The sequence below is a fragment of the Sulfitobacter sediminivivens genome, assembly GCF_042611115.2.
Taxonomy (GTDB): Bacteria; Pseudomonadota; Alphaproteobacteria; order Rhodobacterales; family Rhodobacteraceae; genus Sulfitobacter; species Sulfitobacter sediminivivens.
Genome location: NZ_JBHGAR020000011.1, coordinates 108,283 through 133,153, shown reverse-complemented (window position 1 = coordinate 133,153; position 24,871 = coordinate 108,283). Strand labels below are relative to the sequence as shown.

At 58.5% G+C, this 24,871-nt stretch carries 22 protein-coding genes; 17 read left to right on the top strand and 5 right to left on the bottom strand.

Features of this window, described 5'->3' with window-relative positions:
- Positions 1–259: 259 nt before the first annotated feature.
- Positions 260–634, bottom strand: a complete 375-nt coding sequence (locus ACEWL3_RS12900) for a winged helix-turn-helix transcriptional regulator (protein ID WP_386182755.1) — start codon at positions 632–634, stop codon at positions 260–262.
- A gap of 105 nt (positions 635–739) precedes the next feature.
- On the opposite strand from ACEWL3_RS12900, the gene ACEWL3_RS12895 reads away from it, so the two are divergent.
- Positions 740–1,573: a nuclear transport factor 2 family protein gene (locus ACEWL3_RS12895; protein ID WP_386182753.1), complete on the top strand. Its 834-nt coding sequence runs from the start codon at positions 740–742 to the stop codon at positions 1,571–1,573.
- Between the two features lie 71 nt (positions 1,574–1,644).
- On the opposite strand, the gene ACEWL3_RS12890 is transcribed toward ACEWL3_RS12895, so the two are convergent.
- Positions 1,645–2,505 (bottom strand): LysR substrate-binding domain-containing protein, encoded by an 861-nt coding sequence (locus ACEWL3_RS12890; protein ID WP_386182751.1) that lies wholly within the window; start codon positions 2,503–2,505, stop codon positions 1,645–1,647.
- Between the two features lie 120 nt (positions 2,506–2,625).
- Here ACEWL3_RS12890 and ACEWL3_RS12885 point away from each other — a divergent pair, with 120 nt between their 5' ends.
- Genes ACEWL3_RS12885 through ACEWL3_RS12875 form a run of 3 tightly spaced genes read left to right on the top strand, consistent with a single transcriptional unit; the run spans position 2,626 to position 5,539 of the window.
- On the top strand, positions 2,626–3,069 hold the full coding sequence (locus tag ACEWL3_RS12885; RefSeq protein WP_386182749.1) for a cupin domain-containing protein: 444 nt from the start codon (positions 2,626–2,628) through the stop codon (positions 3,067–3,069).
- A gap of 23 nt (positions 3,070–3,092) precedes the next feature.
- Positions 3,093–4,067: an NAD(P)-dependent oxidoreductase gene (locus ACEWL3_RS12880; protein WP_386182747.1), complete on the top strand. Its 975-nt coding sequence runs from the start codon at positions 3,093–3,095 to the stop codon at positions 4,065–4,067.
- Positions 4,068–4,111: 44 nt separating this feature from the next.
- The gene (locus tag ACEWL3_RS12875; RefSeq protein ID WP_386182746.1) at positions 4,112–5,539 is read left to right on the top strand and encodes an aldehyde dehydrogenase family protein; all 1,428 of its coding nucleotides are present in this window, start codon (positions 4,112–4,114) and stop codon (positions 5,537–5,539) included.
- Positions 5,540–5,605: 66 nt separating this feature from the next.
- Here ACEWL3_RS12875 and ACEWL3_RS12870 read toward each other — a convergent pair whose 3' ends face one another.
- Positions 5,606–5,980 (bottom strand): RidA family protein, encoded by a 375-nt coding sequence (locus ACEWL3_RS12870; protein WP_114878089.1) that lies wholly within the window; start codon positions 5,978–5,980, stop codon positions 5,606–5,608.
- Between the two features lie 160 nt (positions 5,981–6,140).
- Entirely contained in the window at positions 6,141–7,043 is a 903-nt protein-coding gene (locus ACEWL3_RS12865) for a LysR family transcriptional regulator (protein WP_386182744.1), read from the bottom strand.
- Positions 7,044–7,145: 102 nt separating this feature from the next.
- Between ACEWL3_RS12865 and ACEWL3_RS12860 the strand changes: the two genes are divergently transcribed.
- The 5 genes from ACEWL3_RS12860 to ACEWL3_RS12840 all read left to right on the top strand — a co-directional run bounded on the left by ACEWL3_RS12860 (position 7,146) and on the right by ACEWL3_RS12840 (position 13,589).
- Complete coding sequence (locus tag ACEWL3_RS12860; protein ID WP_386182742.1) at positions 7,146–8,597, top strand: aldehyde dehydrogenase family protein; 1,452 nt, start codon at positions 7,146–7,148, stop codon at positions 8,595–8,597.
- Complete coding sequence (locus ACEWL3_RS12855) at positions 8,597–9,574, top strand: membrane dipeptidase (protein ID WP_386182740.1); 978 nt, start codon at positions 8,597–8,599, stop codon at positions 9,572–9,574. The genes ACEWL3_RS12860 and ACEWL3_RS12855 overlap by 1 nt, the downstream gene beginning before the upstream one ends.
- Before the next feature lie 67 nt (positions 9,575–9,641).
- The gene (locus ACEWL3_RS12850) at positions 9,642–11,186 is read left to right on the top strand and encodes a BCCT family transporter (protein ID WP_386182739.1); all 1,545 of its coding nucleotides are present in this window, start codon (positions 9,642–9,644) and stop codon (positions 11,184–11,186) included.
- A 70-nt stretch (positions 11,187–11,256) separates the two neighbouring features.
- Positions 11,257–12,948 (top strand): hypothetical protein, encoded by a 1,692-nt coding sequence (locus ACEWL3_RS12845; protein ID WP_386182737.1) that lies wholly within the window; start codon positions 11,257–11,259, stop codon positions 12,946–12,948.
- On the top strand, positions 12,945–13,589 hold the full coding sequence (locus ACEWL3_RS12840; RefSeq protein WP_386182735.1) for a DUF3726 domain-containing protein: 645 nt from the start codon (positions 12,945–12,947) through the stop codon (positions 13,587–13,589). Before ACEWL3_RS12845 ends, ACEWL3_RS12840 begins: the two co-directional genes overlap by 4 nt.
- Before the next feature lie 31 nt (positions 13,590–13,620).
- On the opposite strand, the gene ACEWL3_RS12835 is transcribed toward ACEWL3_RS12840, so the two are convergent.
- Complete coding sequence (locus tag ACEWL3_RS12835) at positions 13,621–14,403, bottom strand: helix-turn-helix domain-containing protein (protein WP_435000992.1); 783 nt, start codon at positions 14,401–14,403, stop codon at positions 13,621–13,623.
- Positions 14,404–14,524: 121 nt separating this feature from the next.
- Here ACEWL3_RS12835 and ACEWL3_RS12830 point away from each other — a divergent pair, with 121 nt between their 5' ends.
- The 8 genes from ACEWL3_RS12830 (at position 14,525) to ACEWL3_RS12795 (ending at position 24,544) form a co-directional block, all read left to right on the top strand.
- The gene (locus tag ACEWL3_RS12830; protein WP_386182731.1) at positions 14,525–16,504 is read left to right on the top strand and encodes a CocE/NonD family hydrolase; all 1,980 of its coding nucleotides are present in this window, start codon (positions 14,525–14,527) and stop codon (positions 16,502–16,504) included.
- Positions 16,505–16,526: 22 nt separating this feature from the next.
- Positions 16,527–18,089: an ABC transporter substrate-binding protein gene (locus ACEWL3_RS12825; RefSeq protein WP_386182729.1), complete on the top strand. Its 1,563-nt coding sequence runs from the start codon at positions 16,527–16,529 to the stop codon at positions 18,087–18,089.
- Positions 18,090–18,107: 18 nt separating this feature from the next.
- Positions 18,108–19,046 carry an ABC transporter permease gene (locus ACEWL3_RS12820; protein ID WP_386182727.1) on the top strand — a complete coding sequence of 313 codons (939 nt, stop codon included), beginning with the start codon at positions 18,108–18,110 and terminating at the stop codon, positions 19,044–19,046.
- A gap of 14 nt (positions 19,047–19,060) precedes the next feature.
- Positions 19,061–19,939 (top strand): ABC transporter permease, encoded by an 879-nt coding sequence (locus tag ACEWL3_RS12815; RefSeq protein WP_386182725.1) that lies wholly within the window; start codon positions 19,061–19,063, stop codon positions 19,937–19,939.
- Positions 19,936–20,913: an ABC transporter ATP-binding protein gene (locus ACEWL3_RS12810; protein ID WP_386182723.1), complete on the top strand. Its 978-nt coding sequence runs from the start codon at positions 19,936–19,938 to the stop codon at positions 20,911–20,913. The genes ACEWL3_RS12815 and ACEWL3_RS12810 overlap by 4 nt, the downstream gene beginning before the upstream one ends.
- Entirely contained in the window at positions 20,910–21,839 is a 930-nt protein-coding gene (locus ACEWL3_RS12805; RefSeq protein ID WP_386182721.1) for an ABC transporter ATP-binding protein, read from the top strand. Before ACEWL3_RS12810 ends, ACEWL3_RS12805 begins: the two co-directional genes overlap by 4 nt.
- A gap of 10 nt (positions 21,840–21,849) precedes the next feature.
- The gene (locus ACEWL3_RS12800; protein WP_386182719.1) at positions 21,850–23,478 is read left to right on the top strand and encodes an amidohydrolase; all 1,629 of its coding nucleotides are present in this window, start codon (positions 21,850–21,852) and stop codon (positions 23,476–23,478) included.
- Between the two features lie 451 nt (positions 23,479–23,929).
- Positions 23,930–24,544 carry a type 2 periplasmic-binding domain-containing protein gene (locus ACEWL3_RS12795; protein WP_386182717.1) on the top strand — a complete coding sequence of 205 codons (615 nt, stop codon included), beginning with the start codon at positions 23,930–23,932 and terminating at the stop codon, positions 24,542–24,544.
- Positions 24,545–24,871: the final 327 nt, after the last annotated feature.

Sequence of the window (24,871 nt, the reverse complement as noted above, 5' to 3'; positions counted from 1 at the left end):
GCTTCAGTGAAGATCAAAAAATGAAGAAGCTGAAAGTTCAGCATGTCAGATCAGCCAAGAGGTTGATCTAAAATTTGCGTGAGGAACTTCCCCAGACGCTGACGCTGAATGGCGATCCTACCCAATGCGCCTTTTGGCGGCGTCAAATCTGCTGGCATCGGGGTTGAATTCGGCGAAGAAGGGCCTGCCAGTACACCGACATTCAAGCGGTGTTCTCATGATGCAAAGGGTCCGCCCGGAGCTATTCCTCCAACCTCATTTATGAAGCCGCATCATAAACGCTGCGCGCCTTCACAATCTCGGGCTGCTTTTCGACGGCCCATTGCGCCATCGCTCCGATGGGCGCGAACAGCGACTGTCCCAAGTCCGTGATCGCATAATCCACACGCGGTGGAATGCTGGGCGTGACGGTCCGGCGCACCAGCCCATCCCGCTCCAGCTTGCGCAGGGTCTGGGTCAGCATGCGTTGCGAGATATCAGGAATCGCACGCTGGATCGCAGAGAATCGATATTCCCCGTCCCGCAGCATCAAAATGACTAAAAGGCTCCATTTATCGCCGATCTGGGCCAGCACTGTGCGGATCGGACACAGGTCAAGTCCCAGTTTTTGCTCTATTTCTTCGCGTCGTTTCATTTTTATTCCAGTTACTAAAAAGTGCCTACTTACTAATAGTAATCTACTTGAGTAGAACTACAACACGCCCGGCAAGCGGGCAAGCATTCATTCAAGGAGAACCAGATGAACACGATCTTTCGCACCGCAACCGCTGCCGCAGCAATTGCCCTGACCGGTCTTTCTGCAGCCGCCGATCCCGCCGCAAACAAGGACATCGCGCTGGGCTTGCTGGAGCAGGGCCTTGCCAAGGGCGACCGCGATTACATCATGACCCATGTCGCCGAAGGCTACATCCAGCACAACCCGCAGGCCGCTGATGGCCGCGAAGGTCTGCTGGGATTTGTCGGCTTTCTGGAAAGCCTCGACCCGCCGGTTTCTATCAACCCGGTGCGTGTAATCGCGGATGACGATTTTGTTGTCATTCATCAGGAAGCTGAATTCTTTGGCCCCAAGGTGATCATTGATGTGTTCCGTTTTGAAGACGGCAAGATCGCCGAGCATTGGGACAGCATTCAGGAAACTGTCACTGAAACCGCAAGTGGTCGGTCAATGACGGATGGCGCAACCGAAATCACCGATCTGGACAAGACCGACAAGAATAAGGCGTTGGTCACTGCGCTGGTCACGGATGTGCTGATGAAGGGCGAGATCGACAAGATCGACCGCTACATCGCGCCGGGGTACATGCAGCATAATCCGTTTGTGTCAGACACGCGTGACGGGCTGAAAGGCTTTATCGCCTATCTGGGCGAAAACAACATTTCGTTCTGGTATTCAGATCTGCACAATGTCGTGGCTGAAGGCAACTTTGTCTTTACCCAGGCCGAGGGCGTCTATGACGGTACGCCCACCGCATTTTATGACATTTGGCGCGTTGAAGACGGCATGATCGTTGAACACTGGGATGCCGTGCAGGGCATCCCGACCGAATTCGCCCATGAAAACGGTATGTTCTGAGGGCGCTGCCTTTGAAATCAAGGATCCACCCGGTGCGATTGTGCCGGGTGGTTCACGGGTCTTGCGCAGAGTTAATCTGCAAAAATCCCACGCAGCCAGTTTTTAAAGACCTCGACCTCAGGCCGGTGCACCTTTTGCGTTTTGCCCTGCATAAAGTAATGCGATTGCGGGAAGGGAACCGGCGGACCGGAGATTGCGATATTCACACCGGCGGCAATGGCCTGACGTGCAAATCGTTCCTGAACGACAGAGTGCCCCCCGCCCGATGCGACAAGCGAAACGGCGGCAACGGTTGTGTCCACAGTGATTTGTGTAAGCGCGCCAATCGGGCCCTGAGGCTGCGCTGCAATGTAGATCTTTCGCATGTTTTCATTGCCAAGAACCTGAATGAATGCGCCATTCGTCATACGCGCAGTTGCTGCTTGTCGGATGGGGACAATCGTCTCAGTCGAGATTTTTTCGGCTTCAAATCCCGGCCAGTGTCCTAGCCCCTGACGGATATCCACATCCACATCCTCGTCCGAAATCGACGTAGCCCAGATGGTTGAGACCAGCCGGATGTTGATGCCGGGATAGTCTTTGGTGAACTGCGGCAAAAAGGGTGCCAGCCAAAGCGTTGCGGTGGAAATCGGGGCGCGGACAGTGATTGTGCCCCTCGACTGGGGTCCAAAAAGACTAAGCGTGGCAGTGTCGATCGCATTGAGAGCGTCCCGCACGGTGTGCAGGTACGCCTCACCAACCGCGCTGAGAGACAGGTGACGTGCCTTGCGGATAAAGAGCTTGCATCCCAACGTGTCTTCCAACGTTCTGATGTGCAGGCTGATTGCTGTCTGCGTCAGGCCCAGTTCGCGGCCAGCCTCGGTGAAATTCAGCAAACGGGCAGAGGCCTCAAAGCTGCGGAGCCAGGTCAGATTGGGCGTTCGGTTCAGCATTTCTATCACCAAATTTTTTTGGGCATCTTTGGCATTATTACTCATTTTAATTTTTGGTGAAATGGCGAAATAACGTTTTCACAAAGCGTTACCCACACCAACTCATGGGAAGTACCAGACATGTTGACCACCGCACCGCACATTGAAGATTTCATCAGCGACGTCGCCGCAAACGACAATGCCCCAATCTGTCGGCATGTTGTCCACGCGGACGACCTGCCAATCGAGACCGGCTTTGGCCCGCAATACGGTGGCGCTACCTGGAAGACCCTGATCTCAAGCGACCGGATGGAGTCTGCTGAGGTGGTACTGGGTGTGGCCCAGATCCCGGCGGGCGGCGTTCTGGCCCTCCACCGCCATCCGCCCGCCGAATTTTATTTTGTCATGTCCGGTTCAGGCGTTGTGATGCTGGAGGGTGTTGCCAACCCCGTCACAAGCGGATCGGCCGTGTTTATCCCCGGCAACGCCGAACACAGCTTTGAGGCGGGGCCAGAGGGCGTGTCATTCGCCTATGGTTTTGCCCAGAACGCGTTCAGCGACGTCGAATACACCTTTTCGGAATGAACCCTTTGTTGGAGAAGTTGGACATGAAAATTGGATTTATCGGACTTGGGAACGTTGGCGGCAAACTTGCCGGGTCTATCCTGCGCAATGGGTATGACCTGACCGTGCGGGATCTGAACCAGGACTTTGTGGATGGTTTTGTTGCCCGCGGTGCAGGCAGCGCGGACAGCCCAAAGGAACTCGCTGAGATGTGCGATGTTATCATCACCTGCCTGCCATCGCCTGCCGCCTGTAGCGACGTGATGGAAGCCGCTGATGGCGTGATCGCCGGGCTGAGCGAAGGTAAGATCTGGGCCGAGATGTCGACCACAGACGAGACCGAGGTTAAACGCATCGCCGAGCTGGTGCGCGCCACCGGTGCCGCCCCCATCGAATGCCCGGTTTCGGGCGGTTGCCACCGTGCCGCTACAGGCAATATCTCGATCTTTGCGGGCTGCGACCGGGATACTTTTGAGCGCATGTTGCCGATGCTGACCACTTTGGGCCGGCGCGTGCTGCACACGGGTCCTATCGGGTCTGCGTCGGTGCTCAAGGTGATGACCAACTATCTGGCCACCGCCAACCTGCTGACGCTCTGCGAGGCGATGGTGACGATGAAAGCCACGGGCATGGACATGGCCACCACCTATGAGGCGATCACGATCTCGTCTGGCACATCCTTTGTCGCTGAAACCGAAGGTCAGGTCATTCTGAACGGCAGCCGCGATATTTCGTTCACCATGGATCTGGTGCTCAAGGATATCGGCCTGTTCCACAAGATCGCTGAACAGCATGACATCCCGCTCGAAATCAGCCCATTGATGATCGACATCTTCAAAGATGGTCAGACACGCTATGGCAGCCGCGCGCAGTCTGACGACATCATTCGCCGCTTAGAAGATGCCACGGGCCTGTCGATTCTGGCAGATGGCTTCCCGGCCGAGATGACCGACGATGAACCCGAAGAGCCCGGGTTTGAAGTGGTGCCGCGTGGCGCAACCCGGCTGGCCGCCGAATAGGCTGACCGCACAAAACACAACTGGCCGCCATTACAGGAGACGTCATGGAAAATCTGGACAAGTTCTTTATCGGTGGCAAGTGGGTCCAGCCGCAGTCGGACCGCACGTTTGCGGTAACCAACCCGGCCACCGAAGCGCAGATCGGGCAGATCGTTCTGGGGGATCAGCGCGATGTGGACGCGGCTGTTGCGGCGGCTGTATCCGCCTTTGACAGCTATGGCCAGACAACACAGCCAGAACGGCTGTCTTTGCTGGAGGCGTTGCTGACCGAGACCCGCAGCCGCACCGAAGACCTTGCACAGGCCATGCGTCAGGAGATGGGCGCGCCGATCACCTTGGCGCGCGAGGCGCAGGCGGATGCGGGTGTCGGCCATCTGGAAGCCTTCATTGAAGCATTGCGGGGGCAGGACGCCCGCGAAACGCTTGCAAATGGGGATGTTCAACAGCGTGAACCCATTGGGGTCTGCGGATTGATCACACCGTGGAATTGGCCGATCAACCAGATCGCGCTCAAGGTCATTCCGGCGCTGGCGACGGGTTGCACCTGTGTGCTGAAACCCTCGGAATACACGCCGCTCTCCGCGATGATCTATGCCGAGATAATCGAGGCCGCAGGCTTTCCGCCCGGCGTGTTCAACCTGATCTACGGCGATGGCCCGACCGTTGGCGCGGCCCTGTCGCGGCATCCGGACATTCAGATGATGTCCTTTACCGGCTCCCTGCGCGCCGGGATCGCCATCACCAAAGACGCCGCCGATACCGTCAAACGTGTCACGCTGGAGCTGGGCAGCAAGTCGCCCAACCTTGTGTTTGACGACTGCGATCTTGAGACGCAGGTCACGGAATCGGTGCAGGCCTGCATGGTCAATACCGGTCAATCTTGCGACGCGCCAACCCGTCTCGTGGTGCAACGGTCCTGTTATGACCGGGCCTTGGTCATCGCCAAGGCGGCGTGCGAGGCCATCAAAGTGGGCGACCCGGCGCAGGAGGGGCACCACATCGGCCCGCTCTTTGACAAGATCCAGTTTGACCGGGTGCAGTCCATGATCCAATTGGGGCTGGACGAGGGGGCCACCTTGCTCGCGGGGGGACTGGGTCGGCCTGCGGGGCTGAATGTGGGATGGTTCGCGAAACCGACCATTTTTGCCGACGTCCGCAACGAAATGCGGATTGCGCAGGAAGAAATCTTCGGTCCGGTGCTTGTTATTATCCCATTCGAGGATGAGGCCGACGCCATCGCCATTGCCAATGACACCCCTTATGGCCTTGCGGCTTACGTCCAGACCGGTGATGAGGCGCGGGCCGAGCGGGTGGCGTCAAAGCTGCGGGCGGGTGCGGTGCATATCAACGGCGCGCCCTTCCGATATGGCTCACCCTTTGGGGGCTATAAACAATCGGGCAACGGCCGCGAAGGCGGATTGCCCGGATTGGAAGACTATCAGGAAATCAAGGTGCTGCACTATCCGGACTGAACGCAGCGGGGGGAACGGAATATCTCCCGCTCCCCCCGCAATCTGTCAGCCCGACATAGGCCGGGTTTATCCGGCCAAAGCCTCAACAGGGGCCGCAGCGATCACCAGAAGTTCGACCTTGTAAAACGGTTGCGCAAGGCGTGCTTCAACACAGACCCGTGTCGGGGGTGCAATACCGCTGACCCAGCTGTCCCACGCCTGATTGAACCCGGCGTAGTCGCCCATATCCGACAGCCAGACCTGCACGGAAATGATCTGACCACGATCCGTTCCGGCTTCTGCCAGAAGGGCATCGACCTTGGCAAAGACGTCGTCTGACTGGGCGATGATGTCGCCGTCTTTCAGTTGCGAAACCTGACCGGCAAGGTGAACCTGCCCGCCATGTGATGCGATTGCAGAGAACCTGGCAGAGCCGCCGATTTTTCTGAGGGTCGTGGACATTGGATGATTCCATCTGAGGTGTTATAAGAATGAGCCTTATTTCACTCAAAGTAACACTTCAGTCAAACGCGAATTTGTGTACTTGAATTCAGAATTTCTGAATTATTCTCACGCCCATTGAGATCGTGATGCAATCATTGCGGCAAAACGAAAGGTGGCGTCAGTTTGACCGTCCCTGATCAAACGAAATGCTGCGGACTGTTGCGGCGATCCCGTTGGCGACCATTTCTTCTGCGGGGGACTGGGCTGTTTCTGACTTACGCAACAGGTGAATTTGACGCTTTGCTGTCGGATCGTTGAGGTGGCGGAAAACCAGGGTGTCTGGCTGGAATGGCCAAACCGCCATTTCAGGCAGGATCGTCACCCCGATATTGGCCCGGACCATCGCCAGAATTGAGGTCATATTATGCGCCGACAGGTTGGCCCTTGCATGCAGGTCCCGGCATTGCGGGTTGGCAATATTGGCTGACAGACTGTTGGCGATCAATTGATCCGGCCGCAAATCCGCCCAGTTCACAGGCCCGGTTTGCGCCGCAATGGGGTGATCGGGCGCGGCAACGACACCAAAACGATCAGATATAAGCAGCGTGCTTGACAGCCCCATACTCGAATCCCGGAAGGTCGCAATACCGATGTCCACGCGGCCCCAGTACAATTCCTGCAGAACCGAGGCTGAATCCATGTCCCGCACTTCCAGATGAATGGACGCCAGAGCGTCCCGGTTTTCCGCATAATAGCGCGGCATGACTGTTCCCGCGACCGAAGGCACCACAGCAAGCCGCACATGGCCTTTGCGGGCATAGGCGTAATCGTGAATGGCCCTGACCGTCATGTCAAAATGCTGCAACTCGCGTTCGGCCTGTTCCAGCACAAAGGCCCCAACCGGAGTCAGTTTGTTCTTGCGGTCTTTTTCGAACAGATTTTGGCCAAGGTGGTCCTCAAGTTGCTTGAGGGTCATGGAAACCGCAGAAGGGGTCTTGGACAGGAATTCGGCCCCGTCTTTCAGATTTCCGCTTCTGGCGACGGCTGACAGGCAGCGGAACATTTCAATCTTCAGCGCCACTTCATTTTTCCTGAAATATACTCAAGTTATTTGAGATTGAGTGAATCGGCATCTGATGTCAATCACCGTGGGTATTTCGAAAACCAGCGGGGAAAAGACGACATGAGCACACTTCACAAAAACCTGATAGCCGGCGCATGGGCAGCGGGCGAAGGCGAGATTGAAAATGTGAACCCGTCGGACCTGAGCGATATCGTCGGCCTGTTCGCGCAGGCAGATGCCGCGCAGTTGGATGCAACACTGGACCAAGCGCGCGTGGCGCAGGTGGAATGGGCGGCCTACGGGATGGAGCGCAAGCAAGCGGTCCTGATGGCGATTGGCACTGAACTGATGGCGCGTGCCGAAGAACTGGGCACCTTGCTCAGCCGCGAAGAGGGCAAGCCGCTGGCCGAAGGCAAGGGCGAGGTGTATCGCGCCGGCCAGTTCTTTACCTATTACGCTGCGGAGTGCTTGCGCCAACTGGGCGAAAACGCCGATTCTGTGCGCCCCGGTGTTGAAGTTGACGTGCGCCGTGAGCCGGTGGGTGTTGTCGCCATCATCAGCCCATGGAATTTCCCGACCGCCACCGCGTCGTGGAAAATCGCGCCTGCGCTTTGCTATGGCAACGCGGTTGTGTGGAAACCTGCCAATCTCACGCCTGCCTCTGCCGTCGCTCTGGCAGAGATCATCGACCGTCAGGACATTCCCAAAGGACTGTTCTCTCTGGTGATGGGGGCAGGGCGCACCATTGGCCAGCGTCTGGTTGAAAGCCCAAAGATCAACGCAGTTTCTTTTACTGGATCCGTGCCGGTAGGCCGCGGAATTGCCACGGCGGCGGTACAGAATTTCACCAAAATTCAGGCCGAAATGGGATCAAAGAACGCTTTGGCCGTGATGGATGATGCGGACCTTGATCTGGCGGTGACACTGGCACTTGGCGGTGCCTTTGGCGGTTCCGGTCAGAAATGTACGGCGTCGTCGCGTCTGGTGGTGCATGCCGACATCCACGATGCCTTTGTCGAAAAACTGGTGGCTGGGGCAAAAGCCATGAAAGTCGGTCACGCGATGGAAGCGGGCGTGCAGATGGGCCCGATTGTCAGCGAAGAGCAACTGGCCGAGAACCTCAAATACGTTGAACTGGGTCAGTCCGAAGGGGCCGAACTGGCCTGCGGTGGCGTCCGGCTGGATATGCCGCATCAGGGCTATTACATGAGCCCCGGCGTGTTTCTGAATACCACCAACGATATGCGCATCAACCGCGAGGAAATGTTTGCCCCTCTGACAAGCGTCATCAAGGTAGGCAGCTATGAAGAGGCCTTGGCGACCGTCAATGACACCAATTTTGGCCTGACCTCCGGCATCGTCACGCAGAGCCTTGCCCGCGCCACGCACTTCCGCCGCAATGCGCGTACCGGTGTGGTTACCGTGAACCTGCCCACCGCAGGCACCGATTACCACGTGCCGTTTGGCGGGCGTGGGGACAGCTCTTACGGCCCGCGTGAACAGGGTAAGGCGGCGGCGGAATTCTACACCACCGTCAAGACCGCCTATATCGCTGCCGGGGCACCGCTCTGATGCGCATCGACAACCTGCAATATGCCAACTGGTCGGAAAAGATTTTCCGCCAGTTGCGCGAGGGCAAGGTGGATGCGATTCACGTCACCATCGCCTATCACGAAAGCTTTCGCGAAACGGTTCTGAACTTCGAGCAATGGAACCGCTGGTTCGAACAATTCCCCGATCTGATCATGAAGGGCCAATGGGCCAGCGACATCGACATCGCCCGCGAAACCGGGCGCACGGCGGTGTTTTTCGGTTTTCAGAACCCGTCACCGATGGAAGACGACATCGGACTGATCGAAATTCTGCATACGCTCGGCGCGCGCTTCATGCAGCTGACCTATAACAACCAATCCTTGCTGGCGACGGGATGTTATGAGGCCGAAGACAGCGGGATCACCCGCATGGGCAAACAGGTCATCAAGGAAATGAACCGCGTCGGGCTGGTCATCGACATGAGCCATTCGGCGGACCGGTCCACCATCGAGGCCGCCGATCTGTCGCAGCGGCCCATCGCGATCACCCATGCCAACCCCTATGACTGGTCGCCCGCGCTACGCAACAAGAAGGACGATGTGATCCGCGCGGTGACGCAAAACGGTGGCATGCTGGGCTTTTCTGTCTATCCGCATCACCTGAAAGGCAAGTCGGATTGCACGCTGGAAAGCTTTTGCGAAATGATCGCGCGCACCGCTGAGAAATTCGGTGCCGAACACCTCGGTATCGGCACGGACCTGTGTCAGGACCAGCCCGACAGCATCGTCGAATGGATGCGCGTCGGGCGCTGGACCAAGGAAATCGACTATGGCGAAGGCTCCGCCTCGGCGGCGGGTTTCCCGCCAATGCCAGACTGGTTCAACGACAACCGCGATTTCGGGAATATCGAAAACGGCTTGTTGGCCACCGGCCTGAGCAAGGATGAAGTCGCCGGGATCATGGGCGGCAACTGGTACAAATTCTACGCGGAAAACTTCACACCCTATCAGAAATAGCCGGTCTGGACCCGCTGCCCAAAAGGGCAGGGGACAGGCAGGCACTTGGCATTTACGGGAGGTAATAATGTCAGACACGCCCATCACCGGAACCCCAGTCGGGACCGGTTTCAACAAACCGCTTTTTGCAATCTCGGGGGGCTTTATCGCGGCCTTCTGTCTTTTGGCGCTTTTCAACCTTGACGCCCTATCGGCGGCTGTCGACTGGGGCTTCAACTTTGCAGCAACGTATTTTGGCCTTTACTGGCAAATCCTGTTGCTGGCCACATTCCTGATCGGGCTGGTGCTGTGCGTTCTGCCCGGTGGCCGCGCCATCATGGGCGGATTGGCCGTGCCGGAATTCTCCGTGTTCCAATGGGGCTCGATGATCATGTGTACGCTGCTTGCGGGCGGCGGCGTGTTCTGGGCTGCGGGTGAGCCGATTGCGCATTTCTTGTCCTCACCACCGCTTTATGGGGCAGAGGGGGCAACGAAGGCCGCTGTCAATCCCGCCATGGCGCAAAGCTTCATGCACTGGGGCTTTCTGGCCTGGGCCATTCTTGGATCGCTGAGCACCGTAATGCTGATGCACTACCACTACGAAAAGGGTCTGCCGCTGGCCCCGCGCACGCTGCTCTACCCGGTCTTTGGCGACCGCGCGATCAATGGCCCGATTGGCCTGATTGCGGATGCGGCTTCCATCATCGCGGTGGTCGCCGGAACCGTGGGGCCGATCGGCTTTCTTGGCTTGCAGGTCAGCTATGGCATGTCCGCGCTCTTCGGCTTCAGCGACGGTTTTGCGATGCAGGCCACTGTTATTGTCGGCCTGACCATTATATACACAATCTCTGCGATGACCGGCCTGTCACGCGGTATTCAGCTGTTGTCCAAGATCAACGTGATCCTTGCCGCCGCGTTGTTGCTGTTCATCCTGATTGCAGGCCCGACCGGGTTCATCTTCGGATCGTTCTTTTCAGGCTTTGCCACCTATCTGGGCAACTTTTTCCAGATGGCGCTGTTCCGGGGTGATGCGGCTGTGTTCGGCGCGCCGGGCTGGCTGGGCTGGTGGACCGTGTTCTTCTGGGGATGGTTCATGGGGTATGGCCCGCTGATGGCGATGTTCATCGCCCGCATTTCGCGGGGCCGGTCCATCCGGTCGATCATCATCATGCTGTCCATCGTCGCACCCATCGTCACCAACTTCTGGTTCACCATCATCGGCGGCACGGGTATTTCGATGGAACTGGCAGAGCCGGGCACCATCTCGGCGGCCTTCGAAGGGTTCAACCTGCCTGCGGCCTTGCTGGCCATTACCACCAACCTGCCGCTTGGCTTTTTCGTGTCGGTGCTGTTCCTGATCCTGACCACGATCTTTGTGGCCACCACGGGCGACTCGATGAGCTATGTCATCGCCTCTACAATGAGCGATGGTGACATGCCGCCTGCTGCGATCCGGGTGTTCTGGGGTGTGACCATGGGGATCATGGCGATCATCCTGATATCTGTCGGATCGGGCGGTGTGTCCAAGCTGCAAAGCTTCATCGTGGTGACCGCCGTGCCAGTATCGCTGATCCTGCTGCCCTCGCTTTGGGACGCGCTGCGCATCACGATTGCGAAGGGCAAGCAACTTTGATGTTACCCTTGTCCGGGCGGTTCCTGCCGCCCGGACATTCCACTGTGCTTTAAAACCAGATGAGGATGCCATGTCTGCCATAGAACTCCGCGATCCAAATCTCGTGATGCGCCTTGCCCGATTGGGCAGTTTTCATCAGTCGCGCCTGTCCTTTATGCGCGTCTTGACCCGCCGACTCGCCAGCGAAGGCTGGCGGTTTGAACAGACCGCCTTTGACGTGGATGAGATCGGCGTCGGCCACGCAGTCTACACCGCTCACGGGCCGGAACACAGTTATTCTCTCGTGGCGTTCGCCCATGATCTGCCCCCCGAAAGCCGCTCTGACCGGGTCATTGCAGAGGCATGGGATGCGACTTTCACCCTCTTTGACGGGGTGCCGACGGATGCCGATATTGCGCGCCTGTCGCAAAACATTCCGCTCCAAGAGGCGGGCCGCGTCACCAGCCGCGAACTGTCTGTGTCGCGGGCAAACCGGTCCGTGCGGCTGTGGGAACATGTGGTCTCGCAACTGGCCGCTGGTCAGCAGCCCGACACGAATCAGATCGAGGCCGTAGGATATCTGATGCGCACCACGGCGGTCTATGGGTCGGGCAAGCTGGGTGCCGCTGACCGCGAAATGCTCGCCGACCGGTCCGAGTTTCAGTCCCCGTTTCAGGTTGAGATGCTGTCGGTTTTCCTGACCCGCTGGTTCGTGCGCGATCTGGTGCAGCATATGGCCAACACCCGCGCCGCCGCCGCCGGACAAACCGCAGCCGCACTTGATCCGGGCATCGCAAGGTCCCTTGGCATCGGTAATTCAACAGGTCTGGGCATGGCACCATTTCTGCTCAACCATCCTTTGTTGTTCAACAATTGGATCACCGCCCGCGAAGAAGCCATCCGACTGGTGCGCGACATCGAAACGGCGACCCCGGCTGAGGTGACGCTGTTTCGCGAACTGGTGCAACGCAGTCAGAAGACCATCGCCGCATGGCGGTCAGATCATCCCGCGCAAGTGAAAAAGCTTGCCGATCTGCGCGCTGATCTTGCCAGCATTACCACATATCTGGACGGGTTCTCCTTTTCGGACAGGCACCCATGGGACCGGCTCTTTCAATGGGCTGTCGCCAACCTGACCTCTGAAGGGCAGGAATGGCTGTCCTCTCTGATGCTTGAACCTTACGGCGCGAAGGTGGATCACCTCGCCGCCCGCATGGCCGCCGACACCAACGCCAATTTCCGGATATCCGGTGGCATGACTGTTGGTGCGATGCGCAAACAGATTGCCGACATTTATGGCTGGGCGCTGGATACCGACTGGAAAATGCCCGCGAACAAGGCGCGCGCCTGGTATGTATCCGAGGAAAAGCTGGAGCCGCGCCTTGGCGAACGCTTTGAAGAGCCGATTGAGGAATACGAACAACCGCTGGCCCCCGGTCGGGATGCGGCAGCGCTTTTCGAGGCGCTGACCCATTGGCCCGATGACGTGCAGATCGCCGAATTCCTGCTGCGCCATCCCCGCCACCGCCATACGGTGCGCCGGGTTCAGATCGTGGGCCGCGCGCCCTATGCTGAAATCCGCGACAACACGATCAGCAGTACCATCCTGCCGATTGACATGCTGCGCTGCAAACTGTCGTTCTTTGGCGCCACCCAATTTGATCCACGGTCTGACCGCTGGGTGCGTATCTGCCTGTATGGCAATGCGCCCTATCCAGATGAACTTGTCCCGAACAACGCCGATTTCTGGATTTATCCCGACGTGACGGAGGGGAGCGCATGACCTTTTCGCTGAACGAGATTGAGGCGCTGAGCAAGCGCGCGGCGCGCGGATCGGGGTTGTCTTGGGGATTGGCCGAGGAAGCGGCGAAAGGCACGCGGTGGCTTGCCTCCTTTGATCTGCCTGGGCCGCAACTGCTGGCCAACCTGCTGGAACTCAACGACCGCCGCGCCGAAATTGACGTGTCGCCAATGTCACTTGAAGGGGTCTGGAAGGCACCAGCGGGCCGGATGAGTCCGCTGATCTCGGGCGCATCGCTGAGTGATTGCGCCGGGCGTCTGCTGGCTTTGGGGCAAATCCAATTGCAAAGTGTCAGCTATCCCTTGCTGGTTGTGCCGTTCCTTGGCGGTGCGGCCCTGCGTCTGAAAACCCCGGTTTCGGTGGCCTGGGATGGCGTGCGGCTGACAACAGACGGCCATCAGCTTTGTACCGAAGGGCAGGATGGCCTGTCATCCGATCACACGCTCCTGATGACCGTTTCGGCACCCGCAGTCATGCAAGGCCCGAAAGAGCCGGTGATCAGGGCGCAGGTATCGTCCGAATGCTGGGCGACGCTCAGCCGATTTGCACACCGGACATTTGCGCCCGCCACTGACGAAAGCCGCGCGCGGGGTGCTGGTGCAGGCCTGACCGACAACGATTGATGCAGGTCACCCCTTGCGGGGTGCCTTGCGCCTATTCCTCTCCAGCCATTCCCGTTTTCTCAAGCAGGAAGTTGCGGATGGTCGGGTCGATTGACGCGTGGTTGACCGGATAGATGCCGCATTTTTCCAGTGCGCTGCGCAGGGATACACGGCTCTCGATCTTTTTCCAGATGGCCCGGGAGGAATAGGGCATGCGCCGCGGGCGCCATGCGAGGCCCAGTGTCATCCCACGCAAATAGGTTCTTTGCTGTCGGTGTGCCGGATAAAGCACCGTCTCGGTGATCGATCCTTCCTGTTCACTTTCGAATTCGACCACGAAAATGCGGCTGCCATGGAAACTGCAGCGACCATCATAGCGTGTGCGTTGCAGACGTTCCTGCGACGGTCCCCGTCCGCGTTCAATTGTGCGCGTGTTCATCTGGCCGTTTTCTTCGTCAATGAATGTTGCACCAATCATGATGTGATCCGGCCAGGACGGTGTCAGAAAATGGATATGATAGGCACCGGCATAGTGCCTGAGCCGTGCCAAATCGCCGGGGAAGGCATTTGCAAAGGGATCCTTGTGCACCGATGGGCGGTTCCGGTTCAGATGCCCCCGTGCAGCAACAAATGTCGCGTTATCGGAAAGAAGCTGGTGTTCCATGACATCAAAATAGAGCGCGATCCGGCGCAGATTATGCGCTGATGGCATTCCCGCCCCACTGAGATAACGGTTGAACTGCTGCGGGTTGATCCCGATTTCCCGGCAGATTTGCGCGGTCGAAACCCGCTCTGCACATATGTGCCTAAGATTTTTTGCGAAATTTTCATCCATGGGTCAGATCCATAAGCAACTATATGCACTAGTGCTAACACTTGCTTAGTCTAGCGTAAACTCGCGTGATTGTAAGAAATACGTGCCTGCATTCTTCTTACTGAGCATTAGGGGGGAGCAGATGCAGCGAATCGCAGTGACCGATAATTTCTGGATCGATCTGCCTGATGGGCGGCGTCTGGCGGCCCATATGTGGATGCCGCAGGGCAAAGGGCCGTTTCCCTGTATTCTGGAATACCTCCCCTATCGCAAAGGCGACGGTACCGCCGCGCGCGATGCGACGACCCATGCCGTTTTTGCCGAAGCCGGCTATGCCTGCATCCGCGTCGACATTGCCGGAACCGGCGATTCCGACGGCCTTTTTGACGATGAATATTCCGAGCAGGAGTTGCGCGATGGGGAAGCTGTGCTTGCCTGGATCGCAGCACAGGACTGGTCCGATGGCAAGGTCGGGATGATCGGCATTTCATGGGGCGGCTTCAACGGGCTGCAACTGGCCTATCGTCAGCCCGAAGCGCTCAAGGCTGTTGTCTCGATTGCCTCGACCACAGATCGCTATGCCGATGACATCCACTTCATGGGCGGCTGTCTGCTGAGCGATAACGCTGGCTGGGCGGCGCAGATGTTTGCCTATCAGTCCCGCCCACCCGATCCGTCCAACCGCCCTGACTGGCGTGCGGACTGGATCGAAAGGATGGAGAAGCTGCCATTCATGGCCGCCGACTGGCTGACCCATTCGACCCGCGACGCATTCTGGAAACATGGGTCTGTCTGCGAGGATTACAGCCGCATTCAAGTGCCTGTTCTGGCGGTGACCGGTTGGTCGGATGCCTATGTTAACGCGCCTGCGCAACTGGTCGAGAACATGAAAGCCCCCGCCAAGGCATTGCTTGGTCCGTGGGAGCATCGCTATGCCCATCTGTCCAAGCTGGGCGCTGCGGATATACATTCAGAGGTGACCGGCTGGTTCGACCGCTGGCTCAAGGGCGAACAGAACGGTGCCGAAGACCTGCCAGACTACCGCGCCTTCATGCAGGAACATTACGACCCAAGCGCCACGAACAAACCCCGAAAAGGTCGCTGGATCGCGGAAGCAAGCTGGCCTTCGCCGAATGTCAGCATGCGGCGGGTGTATCCCGGCGCAGGTATGTTGGCCGATCAGCCGACCACGGGGGAGATGACTGTGGCGACCGCGCTCAGCGTCGGGAAGGCCAGCGGATACTTTTGCCCCGGCATGCGCATCGATAACGAACTTGCAGGCGACCAGCAGGATGATGATGCGGCATCGGTCTGTTTTGATCTGCCGCTGGAGGCACCACTGGAACTGATGGGGCGGGCGGAGCTTTCTATTTCCTTCACAGTGGACCAGCCGGTGGCGCAGATTGTCGCGCGCCTGTGTGATGTGTCGTCCGATGGCGTGTCCCAGCGGATCGCCTACAGGCCCTTCAATCTGACGCATCACGACAGCCATGAAACCCCGCAGGCCCTGATCCCGGGGCAACGTTACACCGCCCGGTTTGCCCTGAACGCCTGCGCCCATCACCTGCGGGCAGGTCATCGGTTACGGCTGGCACTGTCCAGCAGCTATTGGCCCATCGTCTGGCCATCACCGAAACCCGCCCGGATCACGCTTGATCTGGCAGAATGCGCGCTGGATCTGCCGGTTCGGTCCGTGGCATCCGAGATCGCAACAGCGGCCCCCGGCGCGCCCCGCGCCTTTCCGACGGTTGAGGCCGATACCCTGCGCACGCCCTCATCGCGGGTGGCAACAATCACGGATCTTGGCGGCCAGATCATTCAGGAAAGCTTTGACGATTTCGGCGCAACCTGCCTTGCGCAAAACGGGCTGGAGGCCGGCAGTCAGGTCAGCACCCGGTACACCATTCATCCCGATGATCCGGCCAGTGCGCGGTTCGATGCGCACTGGGTTTTCACCTACCGTCGCGTCGACTGGGAAGTTGAGATCAACACCGAAAATACAATGACCTGCGATGCAGAAAATTTCTACCTGCACCGCAGTCTGCGCGCTGTTGAAGGCGCAACCAAAACCGAAGTCCTGACAAAAGAATGGTCGCAGGCCATCCCACGCGGGCTTCTTTAAACAACCAACAAGGAGAATTGACATGAAAATCGAATGGAAGAAGGCGGCTGTTGGCCGCAGGAATTTCCTGAAAGGGGCGACGGCGCTGGGTGCTGCATCATTGCTGCCGATGGGATTTGCATCGCGAGCGATGGCGCAGGTCGATGGCGTGCTGCGGGTGCGGTCCTATGGCGACCTGAGCACAATGGACCCCGCGCACAGCGTTGGGGTGGTGGATGAAAGCATCCATGCCTCAGTCTACAACAAGCTGATCCAGTATACGCCGGGTACCGAATGGGGCTGGCAGATGGATGCGGCGGCAATGATCGAACAGGCCGATCCGACCCACATCAAATTCGCCCTGCGTGATGACATCGGGTTCACCAACGGCCATGGCGCGATGACCGCCGAGGACGTGAAATTCTCGTTCGAGCGTATCATTGCGGACGCCACTGAATCCCCCAACAAACCCGACATGGGTCCGCTGAGCCATGTTGAGGTCACCGGCGAACGCGAAGGCACAATCGTGCTGAACGATCCCTTTGCGCCAATCTGGACCATCGCGCTGCCGTATATCACCGGCAACATCGTGTCCAAGGCCGCGACAGAGGCCGCAGGCGGGCGCATCGGCACCGATCCGGTTGCGGAATCCGGGCCATACTTGCGTGACAGCTGGAGCGCCAAGGAAAAGACCGTGCTCAAGCGCAACCCAGACTGGAAGGGCGACGCACCGGCATGGGATACCATCGAAATTCTGCCGATTGACGATGAAAACACCGCCGAGATCGCCTTTGATGCGGGCGAACTTGATCTGACCCGCGTCTCGCTGGGTTCGGTCGAGCGTTACCGCGCAGGCGTGCCAAATGGCGGATCACTGATCGAGAATCCGTCGCTCTATTACGTCTGGTTGGGGATGAACCTTGATCATCCCAAATTGCAGAACATCAAGCTGCGGCAGGCCATTCAGCATGCCATCGACGTGCCGTCGATCCTGCAAGCGGCCTATTTCGGTGCAGTGGCCCCGTCGACAGGCATCATCGCCCCCGGCCTGATCGGGCATCGCCCGACCGAAATGGTCGCCCCCGAGGCAGATTTTGCCAAAGCGGCGGAATTGCTGGCGGAGTCTGGTGAAACCAATGTGACGCTTGCGCTTGACGTGCTGAACAAGACCGAATTCACCACCACCGCGCAGATCATTCAGGCCACGCTGTCGCAGATTGGCATCACGGTTGAGATCAACCTGCTGGAATCCGGTGCCTTCTGGGCCAGCGGTGACAACCCTGATCTGCAACTGGTGCTCAACCGCTTTTCGATGGCCCCTGATCCGTCCTATGCAACGGCATGGTTCACCACCGACCAGGCGGGCATCTGGAACTGGGAACGCTTCCGCAACCCGGAATTCGATGCGCTGCACGCGGCTGCAAGCGCTGAAGCTGATGTGGCCAAGCGCGACGAGATGTATCGCCGGGCGCAGGACATGATGGAAGAAAGCGGCGCTTACCGCATTATCACCCACGAAGCGACGCCGGTGGTGCATACCTCGCGCATCACGCCTGCACTGCGCCCTGATGGGCTGCCTTTGCTGCGGTATTTCGGCAAAGCATAAACACAATGGAGCGTCGCAATGTTCACATTCGCAATTAAACGATTTGCCCTTGCGGCGCTCATTCTGGTCGTGGCGGTCACGGTCATGTTTTTGATGATCCGCGCGGTCCCCGGTGATCCGGTGACGATCATGCTGTGGCCGCGTGCCACGCCGGAACTCAAAGAACGGTTGATCGCCGAAATGGCGCTTGATCAGTCGCTGCCAAAGCAATTGCTGATCTTTTTCAGCGGCTTGCTACGCGGCGATATGGGGGTTGATGTTTTTTCAGGCCGGTCGGTCACGACCATCGTTTTTGAGCAACTTCCCCATACGCTCAAGCTAATCTTTTCGGCGATTGCATGGTCTGCCACACTTGGAATTGGGCTTGGCTGCTATGCGGCGGCGCATCCCAATACCTGGATCGACAGGGCTGCCGCCGCGATTTCCGTCAGCTTTATCGCCGCCCCGGCCTTTGTTGTGGCCCTGCTGTCGCTGCTGGTTTTTGCCGTACAGTTGCAGTGGTTTCCGGCGATTGGCGTGGGTGACGGGTTCTGGGACGAGGTGCATCACCTTGTCCTTCCGTCGCTGGCCATCGGTCTGAGCTGGGTGGGCTATATCGCCCGTCTGGTGCGCGCCTCCATGCTTGAGGTGCTGGGCGAAAACCACATCCGCACCGCCCGTGCCTTTGGCCTGAGCGAGCGGCGGATCGTCGGCATCTATGCCCTGCGCATCGCCATTTTGCCAGTGGTGACGGTGATCGGGGTCGGCATGGGCTTCCTGCTGAGTTCCGCTGTTTTCACCGAGATCGTCTTCGCCCGTCCGGGGCTGGGCAAGCTGGTGATCGACAGCATCACGACCCGCAATTATCCGATTGTGATGGGCGCTGTGCTGGTGTCGACGGCGCTGTTTGTGCTGTCCACAGCACTTGCCGATCTGATCAATGCCATTCTAGATCCGCGCGCGCGGACCGCAAACTGAGGGGGGGGCGCAAGATGACTGATACAACCGCAAACGCACCGAAAAGCCGGTCCGAACTGGCGCTGATCATTACCGGCGTTGCCCGCGACCCGCTGGGCCTGATCGGCCTGCTGATCGTGGGGATCATCGTTTTGTCGGCCATTTTTGCATCATGGATCGTACCTTATGACCCGGTTGCGATGAACATTCCCGACCGGCTGGTCGGGCCATCCTGGTCACATCTGCTGGGTACCGATCAGTTGGGGCGCGACACGTTTTCGCGGGTCATTATGGGCGGGCAGGTGGCGTTGAAAGTGGCGCTTCCGGCGATTTTTGCGGCGATGGCGATTGGCCTGACGCTGGGGATGATCGCGGGGTATGGGCCAAAGTGGCTTGATAACCTGCTGATGTTGCTCTTTGACACGATCCGGTCCTTTCCGACGGTGATGTTTGCGCTGGCCGTGGTCGCACTGGTCGGCCCCAGCCTGCAAACGGTGGTTTTTGTGGTCATGGCGACCTCGATCCCGACCTATGGGCGGGTGGCCAGGACCCAGACGCTGACCCTGCGCAACAGCGAATTCATTCTGGCAGAACGTGCGATGGGGGCCAGCACGGCGCGTATCCTGATCGTGCACATGCTGCCCAATATCATCGGGGTGTTGGCAGTGTTGGCAGCGATGGACATTCCCACCGTCATCGCGCTTGAGGCCGGATTGTCCTTCCTTGGTCTTGGCGTGAAACCCCCGACCCCAAGCTGGGGTGTGCTGCTCAAAGACGGCTATGTGCTGATCCGTCAGACGCCGTGGCTGGTTGTCGGGGGCGGTTTGCCGATCATTCTGGCGACCCTTGGTTTTACTTTTCTGGGGGAAAGCCTGCGCGATGTCGTGGACCCCAAATTGAGGAAGAACCGATGACCGAGACCTTGTTGGAAATCGACGACCTAAGCGTGGACTATGAGACCGCGCGCGGAGATCTGAAGGCGCTGCGCGACATTGCCTTTGACGTGCGCAAGGGCGAGATTGTCGGCATCGTCGGCGAAAGCGGCTGCGGGAAATCGACACTGATCTCGGCCATTCTGCGGCTGGTCGCTCCCAACACGCGGTTTCGCAAGGGCGAGGTCCGCTTCAAGGGTCAGAACCTGCTGCAAAACAGTGAACGTCAGATGCGGAGCTTGCGCGGTGGCGAAATCTCGATCGTGTTTCAGGACCCGATGCAGACGCATAATCCCGTGATTTCCATTGGCAGGCAGATGGTGGATATCCAGCACCGGTCGACGGCGTCAAAGGCTGAAAAGCGGGACAAGGCCGCGCAGATGCTGGCGGCGGTAGGTATCCCTGACCCAGTGGTGCGGCTGCGGCAGTTTCCGCATGAGTTCTCTGGCGGCATGCGCCAGCGGATCGCGATTGCCATGGCGCTGATGTCGGGTCCAGACCTGCTGATCGCGGATGAGCCGACCACCGCGCTGGATGCCACGCTGGAAGTCCAGATCATCGAGCGGCTGAAGGAACTTCAGAAAGATGTCGGCTGTGCCATTCTGTTTATCTCGCATCACCTTGGGGTGATTGCGGAACTCTGTGACCGGGTAGTGGTGATGTATGCCGGGGCGGTTGTCGAAAGCGGCACGGTGCGTGAGATTTTCCACAATCCCAAGCACCCCTATACCCGCCGTTTGATCGAATGCGACCCCGGCCATATCAAGGAACGCGCGCGCATCCTGCCCACGATCCCAGGAGAAGTCCCGGACCTTGCCAATCTGCCCAAGGGCTGCATTTTCCGCGATCGTTGCGAACAGGCAATGGACCGCTGCGCAACGATGCCGCCGCTGGCACGGCTGAGCGAGGGACACAATGCCGCCTGCTGGCTGAATCACGAAGAGGTACCGGCATGAGCAACGTTCTGGAAGTGCGCGATCTGCAAACAAGCTATGGCCCGGTCAATGTGCTGGCCGGGGTCAGCTTTGACGTGGGCGAGGGCGAAACCTATGCAATGGTCGGCGAAAGCGGGTCGGGCAAGACAACTGTCATTCGTGCCATTGCCGGGCTGGCCCCGGCGCAGGGCGGATCGGTCAAATTTGAGGGTCGTGAAATTCGCGGGTTGAAAGAGCGCGATTTTCGCCCGCTCCGCAAGGACATCGCGATGATGTTTCAGGATCCGACAGGGTCACTGTCGCCGCGCCTGACCATCCGCAACCTGATCACCGAACCATACAAGATCCAAGGCATGAAAGACCGCGATCTGGACGCCGAGGCAAAGCGCCTGTTGGAACTGGTCAACCTGCCTGCGCATTTCGCGGATCGATATCCTTATCAGCTGTCCGGCGGGCAGGCACGGCGCGTGGGTGTTGCGCGGGCATTGGCGCTGGAACCCAAGCTGATCCTTGCGGACGAACCCACAGCGGGGCTGGATGTGTCTGTACAGGGTGAGCTTTTGAATCTACTCAACGATCTGCGGGCACGGTTGGGGCTTTCGATGGTGATCATCACGCATAACCTGAACGTCGTGCGCCATGTCGCAGACCGAATGGGCGTCCTATACCTTGGTCGGCTGGTCGAGGAAGGCACGACGGAAGCGATTTTTCACAATCCCCGCCACCCCTACACCAACTGCCTGCTGAGCGCGAACCCTGAACCCGACCCCGATGCCCGGCTTGACCGGATCGCGTTGAAGGGTGAACCGCCCAGCCTGATCCAACGCCCATCGGGTTGTGAGTTCCGCGACCGTTGTCCGGTGGCCAGTGGCGTCTGTACCGCTGTTCCGGCATGGGCTACGGATGGCGGCCATGGCGTGCGATGTCTGACGCCCCTGAATTCCTGAAAGAACAACAATGACCGCATCAATCCTGTTCCACAACGGCCCCATTCTGACGATGGATGACCAGAATTCAGTGGCCGGGGCCGTGCTGACTATTGGTGACAGAATTGCCAGAGTTGGCAGGTGGGAAGACCTGCGTCAGCAGGCCGCTGACGGGACTGAAGAGGTTGATCTGCAAGGGCAGACGATGATCCCGGCGTTCATTGATCCGCACGGGCATTTCCCCGATCCGGGATTTATCACGCTGTTTCGCGTTGATCTGTCGTCGGGTCTGCGTGGGGATTGCGCGGATATTCCGACAGCACTGGCACGGCTTGCCGCAAAGGCTGCCCAGACGCCCAAGGGCGAATGGGTCATGGGCGTTCTCTTTGACAACACCACAATCGCCGAGCGGCGCATGCCCACCCGTGCGGAACTCGATAGCGTATCGACGGAGCATCCGATCTGGGTTTTGCATGCGTCTGGTCACAATGGCGTGGCAAATTCGATGACACTGGACATGCGCGAGATTGACGAAGCCAACCCCGACCCTGTGGGCGGGCGTTTCGGGCGGGATCCGGTCACTGGTCGCCTGACCGGATTGATTGAGGGTCTCTCTGCCATGGGGGCGATGGGCGATACCGACTTTCTGATCGACCGCGAAAGGTTCTGGAAAGGCTTTGATGCAACACGCAACGAATACCTGTCCTATGGTGTAACAGCCGCCCAGAATGCCTGGGCCACCCGCGCACTTCTGGATCACTTCAACAGCAAGTCTGTAGATGACGATCCGGGCATTGACCTCACGGTGTTGCCCATTGGAGAACTGGAACCTGAGCTCAGTCAAGGCGGGGCGGCGATGCACCGCCTTGCCAATCCGCATTTCACCCTTGGCCCGCGCAAGCTTTTTGCGGACGGGGCATTTCAGTTGCAAACGGCATATCTGCGGGACAGCTATCACCGGCCCATAAATCCGGAGGCACCATGCGGAACGCCCTATATGACGGCGCAGGAACTGACCGCTCAGGTATGCAAATTGCATGACCTCGGGTTCCAGATCCATTGCCATTGCAATGGTGATGCGGGTGCTGATCTGTTCCTTGATGCAGTAGCCAGCGCGTTGAAGGCCAATCCACGCGACGATCATCGCCACACAGTCATTCATGGCCAGTTGCTGCACGATGATCAGCTTGCCCTCATGGCCAAGCTAGGCGTGACGGTCAGCTTCTTTTCGGCGCATATCCATTTCTGGGGTGATCGTCATGCGGACACGTTTTTGGGACCTGAGCGGGCCGAAGGCATTTCGCCAGCCGGGGCCGCCGAGCGGCATGGGGTTCGGTTCACGCTCCACAACGATGCCTCGGTCACGCCGACCCGCCCCATCCATCTGGCACATTGTGCGGTAAACAGAATGACGGCGACAGGACAGGTTCTGGGCCCGGATCAGAGGATTTCGGTCCTGTCAGCGCTGCGTGCCCAGACCATCGACGCCGCATGGCAGGTGTTTCAAGAGCATGAGCGCGGTTCTATTGAGATCGGCAAGTTGGCTGATTTCGCGGTGCTGAACCAAAATCCTCTGAATCCGAAAAATACACTGCTGGCGACGGTGACGACCCGAACCGTCAGGCGTGGCAAAACCGTTTTCCGGAGTTCCAGTCCTTAAGAGTGCTGGAGGTGGCCACGCCCGACCATGCCCGGCTCTATTGTTGAGCATTCCCGCGTTCAGTTTCTGGTCTGCCAGATTATTCCGTTCCGCAGAATGAAATCTCTTTGCGTGGATCACGCCCCAATCTGCGGCACCGTTGCGCAGGCCCGGATCGATCAAAGCCGTCCGAAACCCTAATGATCTTGCTTGTGCAGGAATTACATCTACTTGGATACCTAACTGATCTATAAGCTTCATCGATAAAACTCTTAAAAAATAATGAATACCCAATACGTTTCAGTCTCTGCCCGACTTCGCGCTGCTCTGCTGCTGCTGAGCGATCGCTGACACGCGCAGCCTGGGCACCGCTGCCAAACTTGCAGGCCAGCCTCAAGCTGCGATATCCTAGCAACTTCAACGGCTTGAGGCGTACCTCGGATCGATACTTGTCACGCGGTCCCGGCGTCCCGTGGCATCAACTGCCCAAGGGGAACGGCTGGCAAAGGAATTGTCGGAGATACTTGAAACCCTTACCCGGCTTGTCAGCAGCCTCCAGCCTGCGCCGGGTGCCACACGACAGCGTCTGAAGATCGCAATGCCTGGCAGCATGTCGTGTTTTATGGGGCCCGAATTCTTGTCGATTGCCGGGAAATTGGCGGAATCTGTCGAATTATGTGCCGGGATTGCCCCTTGGGAAGAGGATGTGTTTCAGGCCCACCATTTTGATATGCTGGTGGACAGCCATCCGTTTGATCCAGAGGAATTCGCGCATCGCGCCGAAATCCTGCTTGACCCTTATGTCATCATCACGTCCCCCAAATCAAAAGGTGCCACTTTCGAAGGGATCATTCGGACCGAGCCACAGATCGCCTATGCCGGTACGGCGAAATTCGGGCAGCGCGCCGCGAAAATCGCACATAAGATGGGCGCAAAGGGGAACCCGAAATACAGTTTCGATTCCGGCCAGAGCATTCTGAGGTTCGTACAGATCGGCTATGGCTGGGCAATTACATCCATGATGCGTCTGTATCAAAGCCCGCAGCCGATCCGCGATATCGAGCTTCATGTTCTCGACATTGAATAGCAACGGACCCTGATGCTTCTCAGCAAGGAGGAGGAGGACCTTTGAGACCTTGCCGATCAGGTGGTCAGCATGATGCAGGATGTATTCCGCCAGCTTGTCGACGGCCCTTGGGACGGTATCTCGCCCAGGGGGGCGATCTGGTCAGGACAGCCAATCCGGCGATCTTTGCCACCCCGAATAGGTCTGATTGGCTGAGGGCAAAAGATCAGGCCGCGGCTTTGATCTTGTGAAGATCGTCGATTGAGGTCTGTCAGTCCGCAAACAGGTTGCCGTTCTGGCGCATGGTACGCCCGATGATAGCACAGATGGTGACCCACAGCCTCAACT

Excerpts from the sequence above, each read along its gene's own strand:
- ACEWL3_RS12900 (WP_386182755.1), bottom strand. The coding sequence starts at position 634 with ATGAAACGACGCGAAGAAATAGAGCAAAAACTGGGACTTGACCTGTGT.
- ACEWL3_RS12895 (WP_386182753.1), top strand. The coding sequence starts at position 740 with ATGAACACGATCTTTCGCACCGCAACCGCTGCCGCAGCAATTGCCCTG.
- ACEWL3_RS12890 (WP_386182751.1), bottom strand. The coding sequence starts at position 2,505 with ATGCTGAACCGAACGCCCAATCTGACCTGGCTCCGCAGCTTTGAGGCC.
- ACEWL3_RS12885 (WP_386182749.1), top strand. The coding sequence starts at position 2,626 with ATGTTGACCACCGCACCGCACATTGAAGATTTCATCAGCGACGTCGCC.
- ACEWL3_RS12880 (WP_386182747.1), top strand. The coding sequence starts at position 3,093 with ATGAAAATTGGATTTATCGGACTTGGGAACGTTGGCGGCAAACTTGCC.
- ACEWL3_RS12875 (WP_386182746.1), top strand. The coding sequence starts at position 4,112 with ATGGAAAATCTGGACAAGTTCTTTATCGGTGGCAAGTGGGTCCAGCCG.
- ACEWL3_RS12870 (WP_114878089.1), bottom strand. The coding sequence starts at position 5,980 with ATGTCCACGACCCTCAGAAAAATCGGCGGCTCTGCCAGGTTCTCTGCA.
- ACEWL3_RS12860 (WP_386182742.1), top strand. The coding sequence starts at position 7,146 with ATGAGCACACTTCACAAAAACCTGATAGCCGGCGCATGGGCAGCGGGC.
- ACEWL3_RS12855 (WP_386182740.1), top strand. The coding sequence starts at position 8,597 with ATGCGCATCGACAACCTGCAATATGCCAACTGGTCGGAAAAGATTTTC.
- ACEWL3_RS12850 (WP_386182739.1), top strand. The coding sequence starts at position 9,642 with ATGTCAGACACGCCCATCACCGGAACCCCAGTCGGGACCGGTTTCAAC.
- ACEWL3_RS12845 (WP_386182737.1), top strand. The coding sequence starts at position 11,257 with ATGTCTGCCATAGAACTCCGCGATCCAAATCTCGTGATGCGCCTTGCC.
- ACEWL3_RS12840 (WP_386182735.1), top strand. The coding sequence starts at position 12,945 with ATGACCTTTTCGCTGAACGAGATTGAGGCGCTGAGCAAGCGCGCGGCG.
- ACEWL3_RS12835 (WP_435000992.1), bottom strand. The coding sequence starts at position 14,403 with ATGGATGAAAATTTCGCAAAAAATCTTAGGCACATATGTGCAGAGCGG.
- ACEWL3_RS12830 (WP_386182731.1), top strand. The coding sequence starts at position 14,525 with ATGCAGCGAATCGCAGTGACCGATAATTTCTGGATCGATCTGCCTGAT.
- ACEWL3_RS12825 (WP_386182729.1), top strand. The coding sequence starts at position 16,527 with ATGAAAATCGAATGGAAGAAGGCGGCTGTTGGCCGCAGGAATTTCCTG.
- ACEWL3_RS12820 (WP_386182727.1), top strand. The coding sequence starts at position 18,108 with ATGTTCACATTCGCAATTAAACGATTTGCCCTTGCGGCGCTCATTCTG.
- ACEWL3_RS12815 (WP_386182725.1), top strand. The coding sequence starts at position 19,061 with ATGACTGATACAACCGCAAACGCACCGAAAAGCCGGTCCGAACTGGCG.
- ACEWL3_RS12810 (WP_386182723.1), top strand. The coding sequence starts at position 19,936 with ATGACCGAGACCTTGTTGGAAATCGACGACCTAAGCGTGGACTATGAG.
- ACEWL3_RS12805 (WP_386182721.1), top strand. The coding sequence starts at position 20,910 with ATGAGCAACGTTCTGGAAGTGCGCGATCTGCAAACAAGCTATGGCCCG.
- ACEWL3_RS12800 (WP_386182719.1), top strand. The coding sequence starts at position 21,850 with ATGACCGCATCAATCCTGTTCCACAACGGCCCCATTCTGACGATGGAT.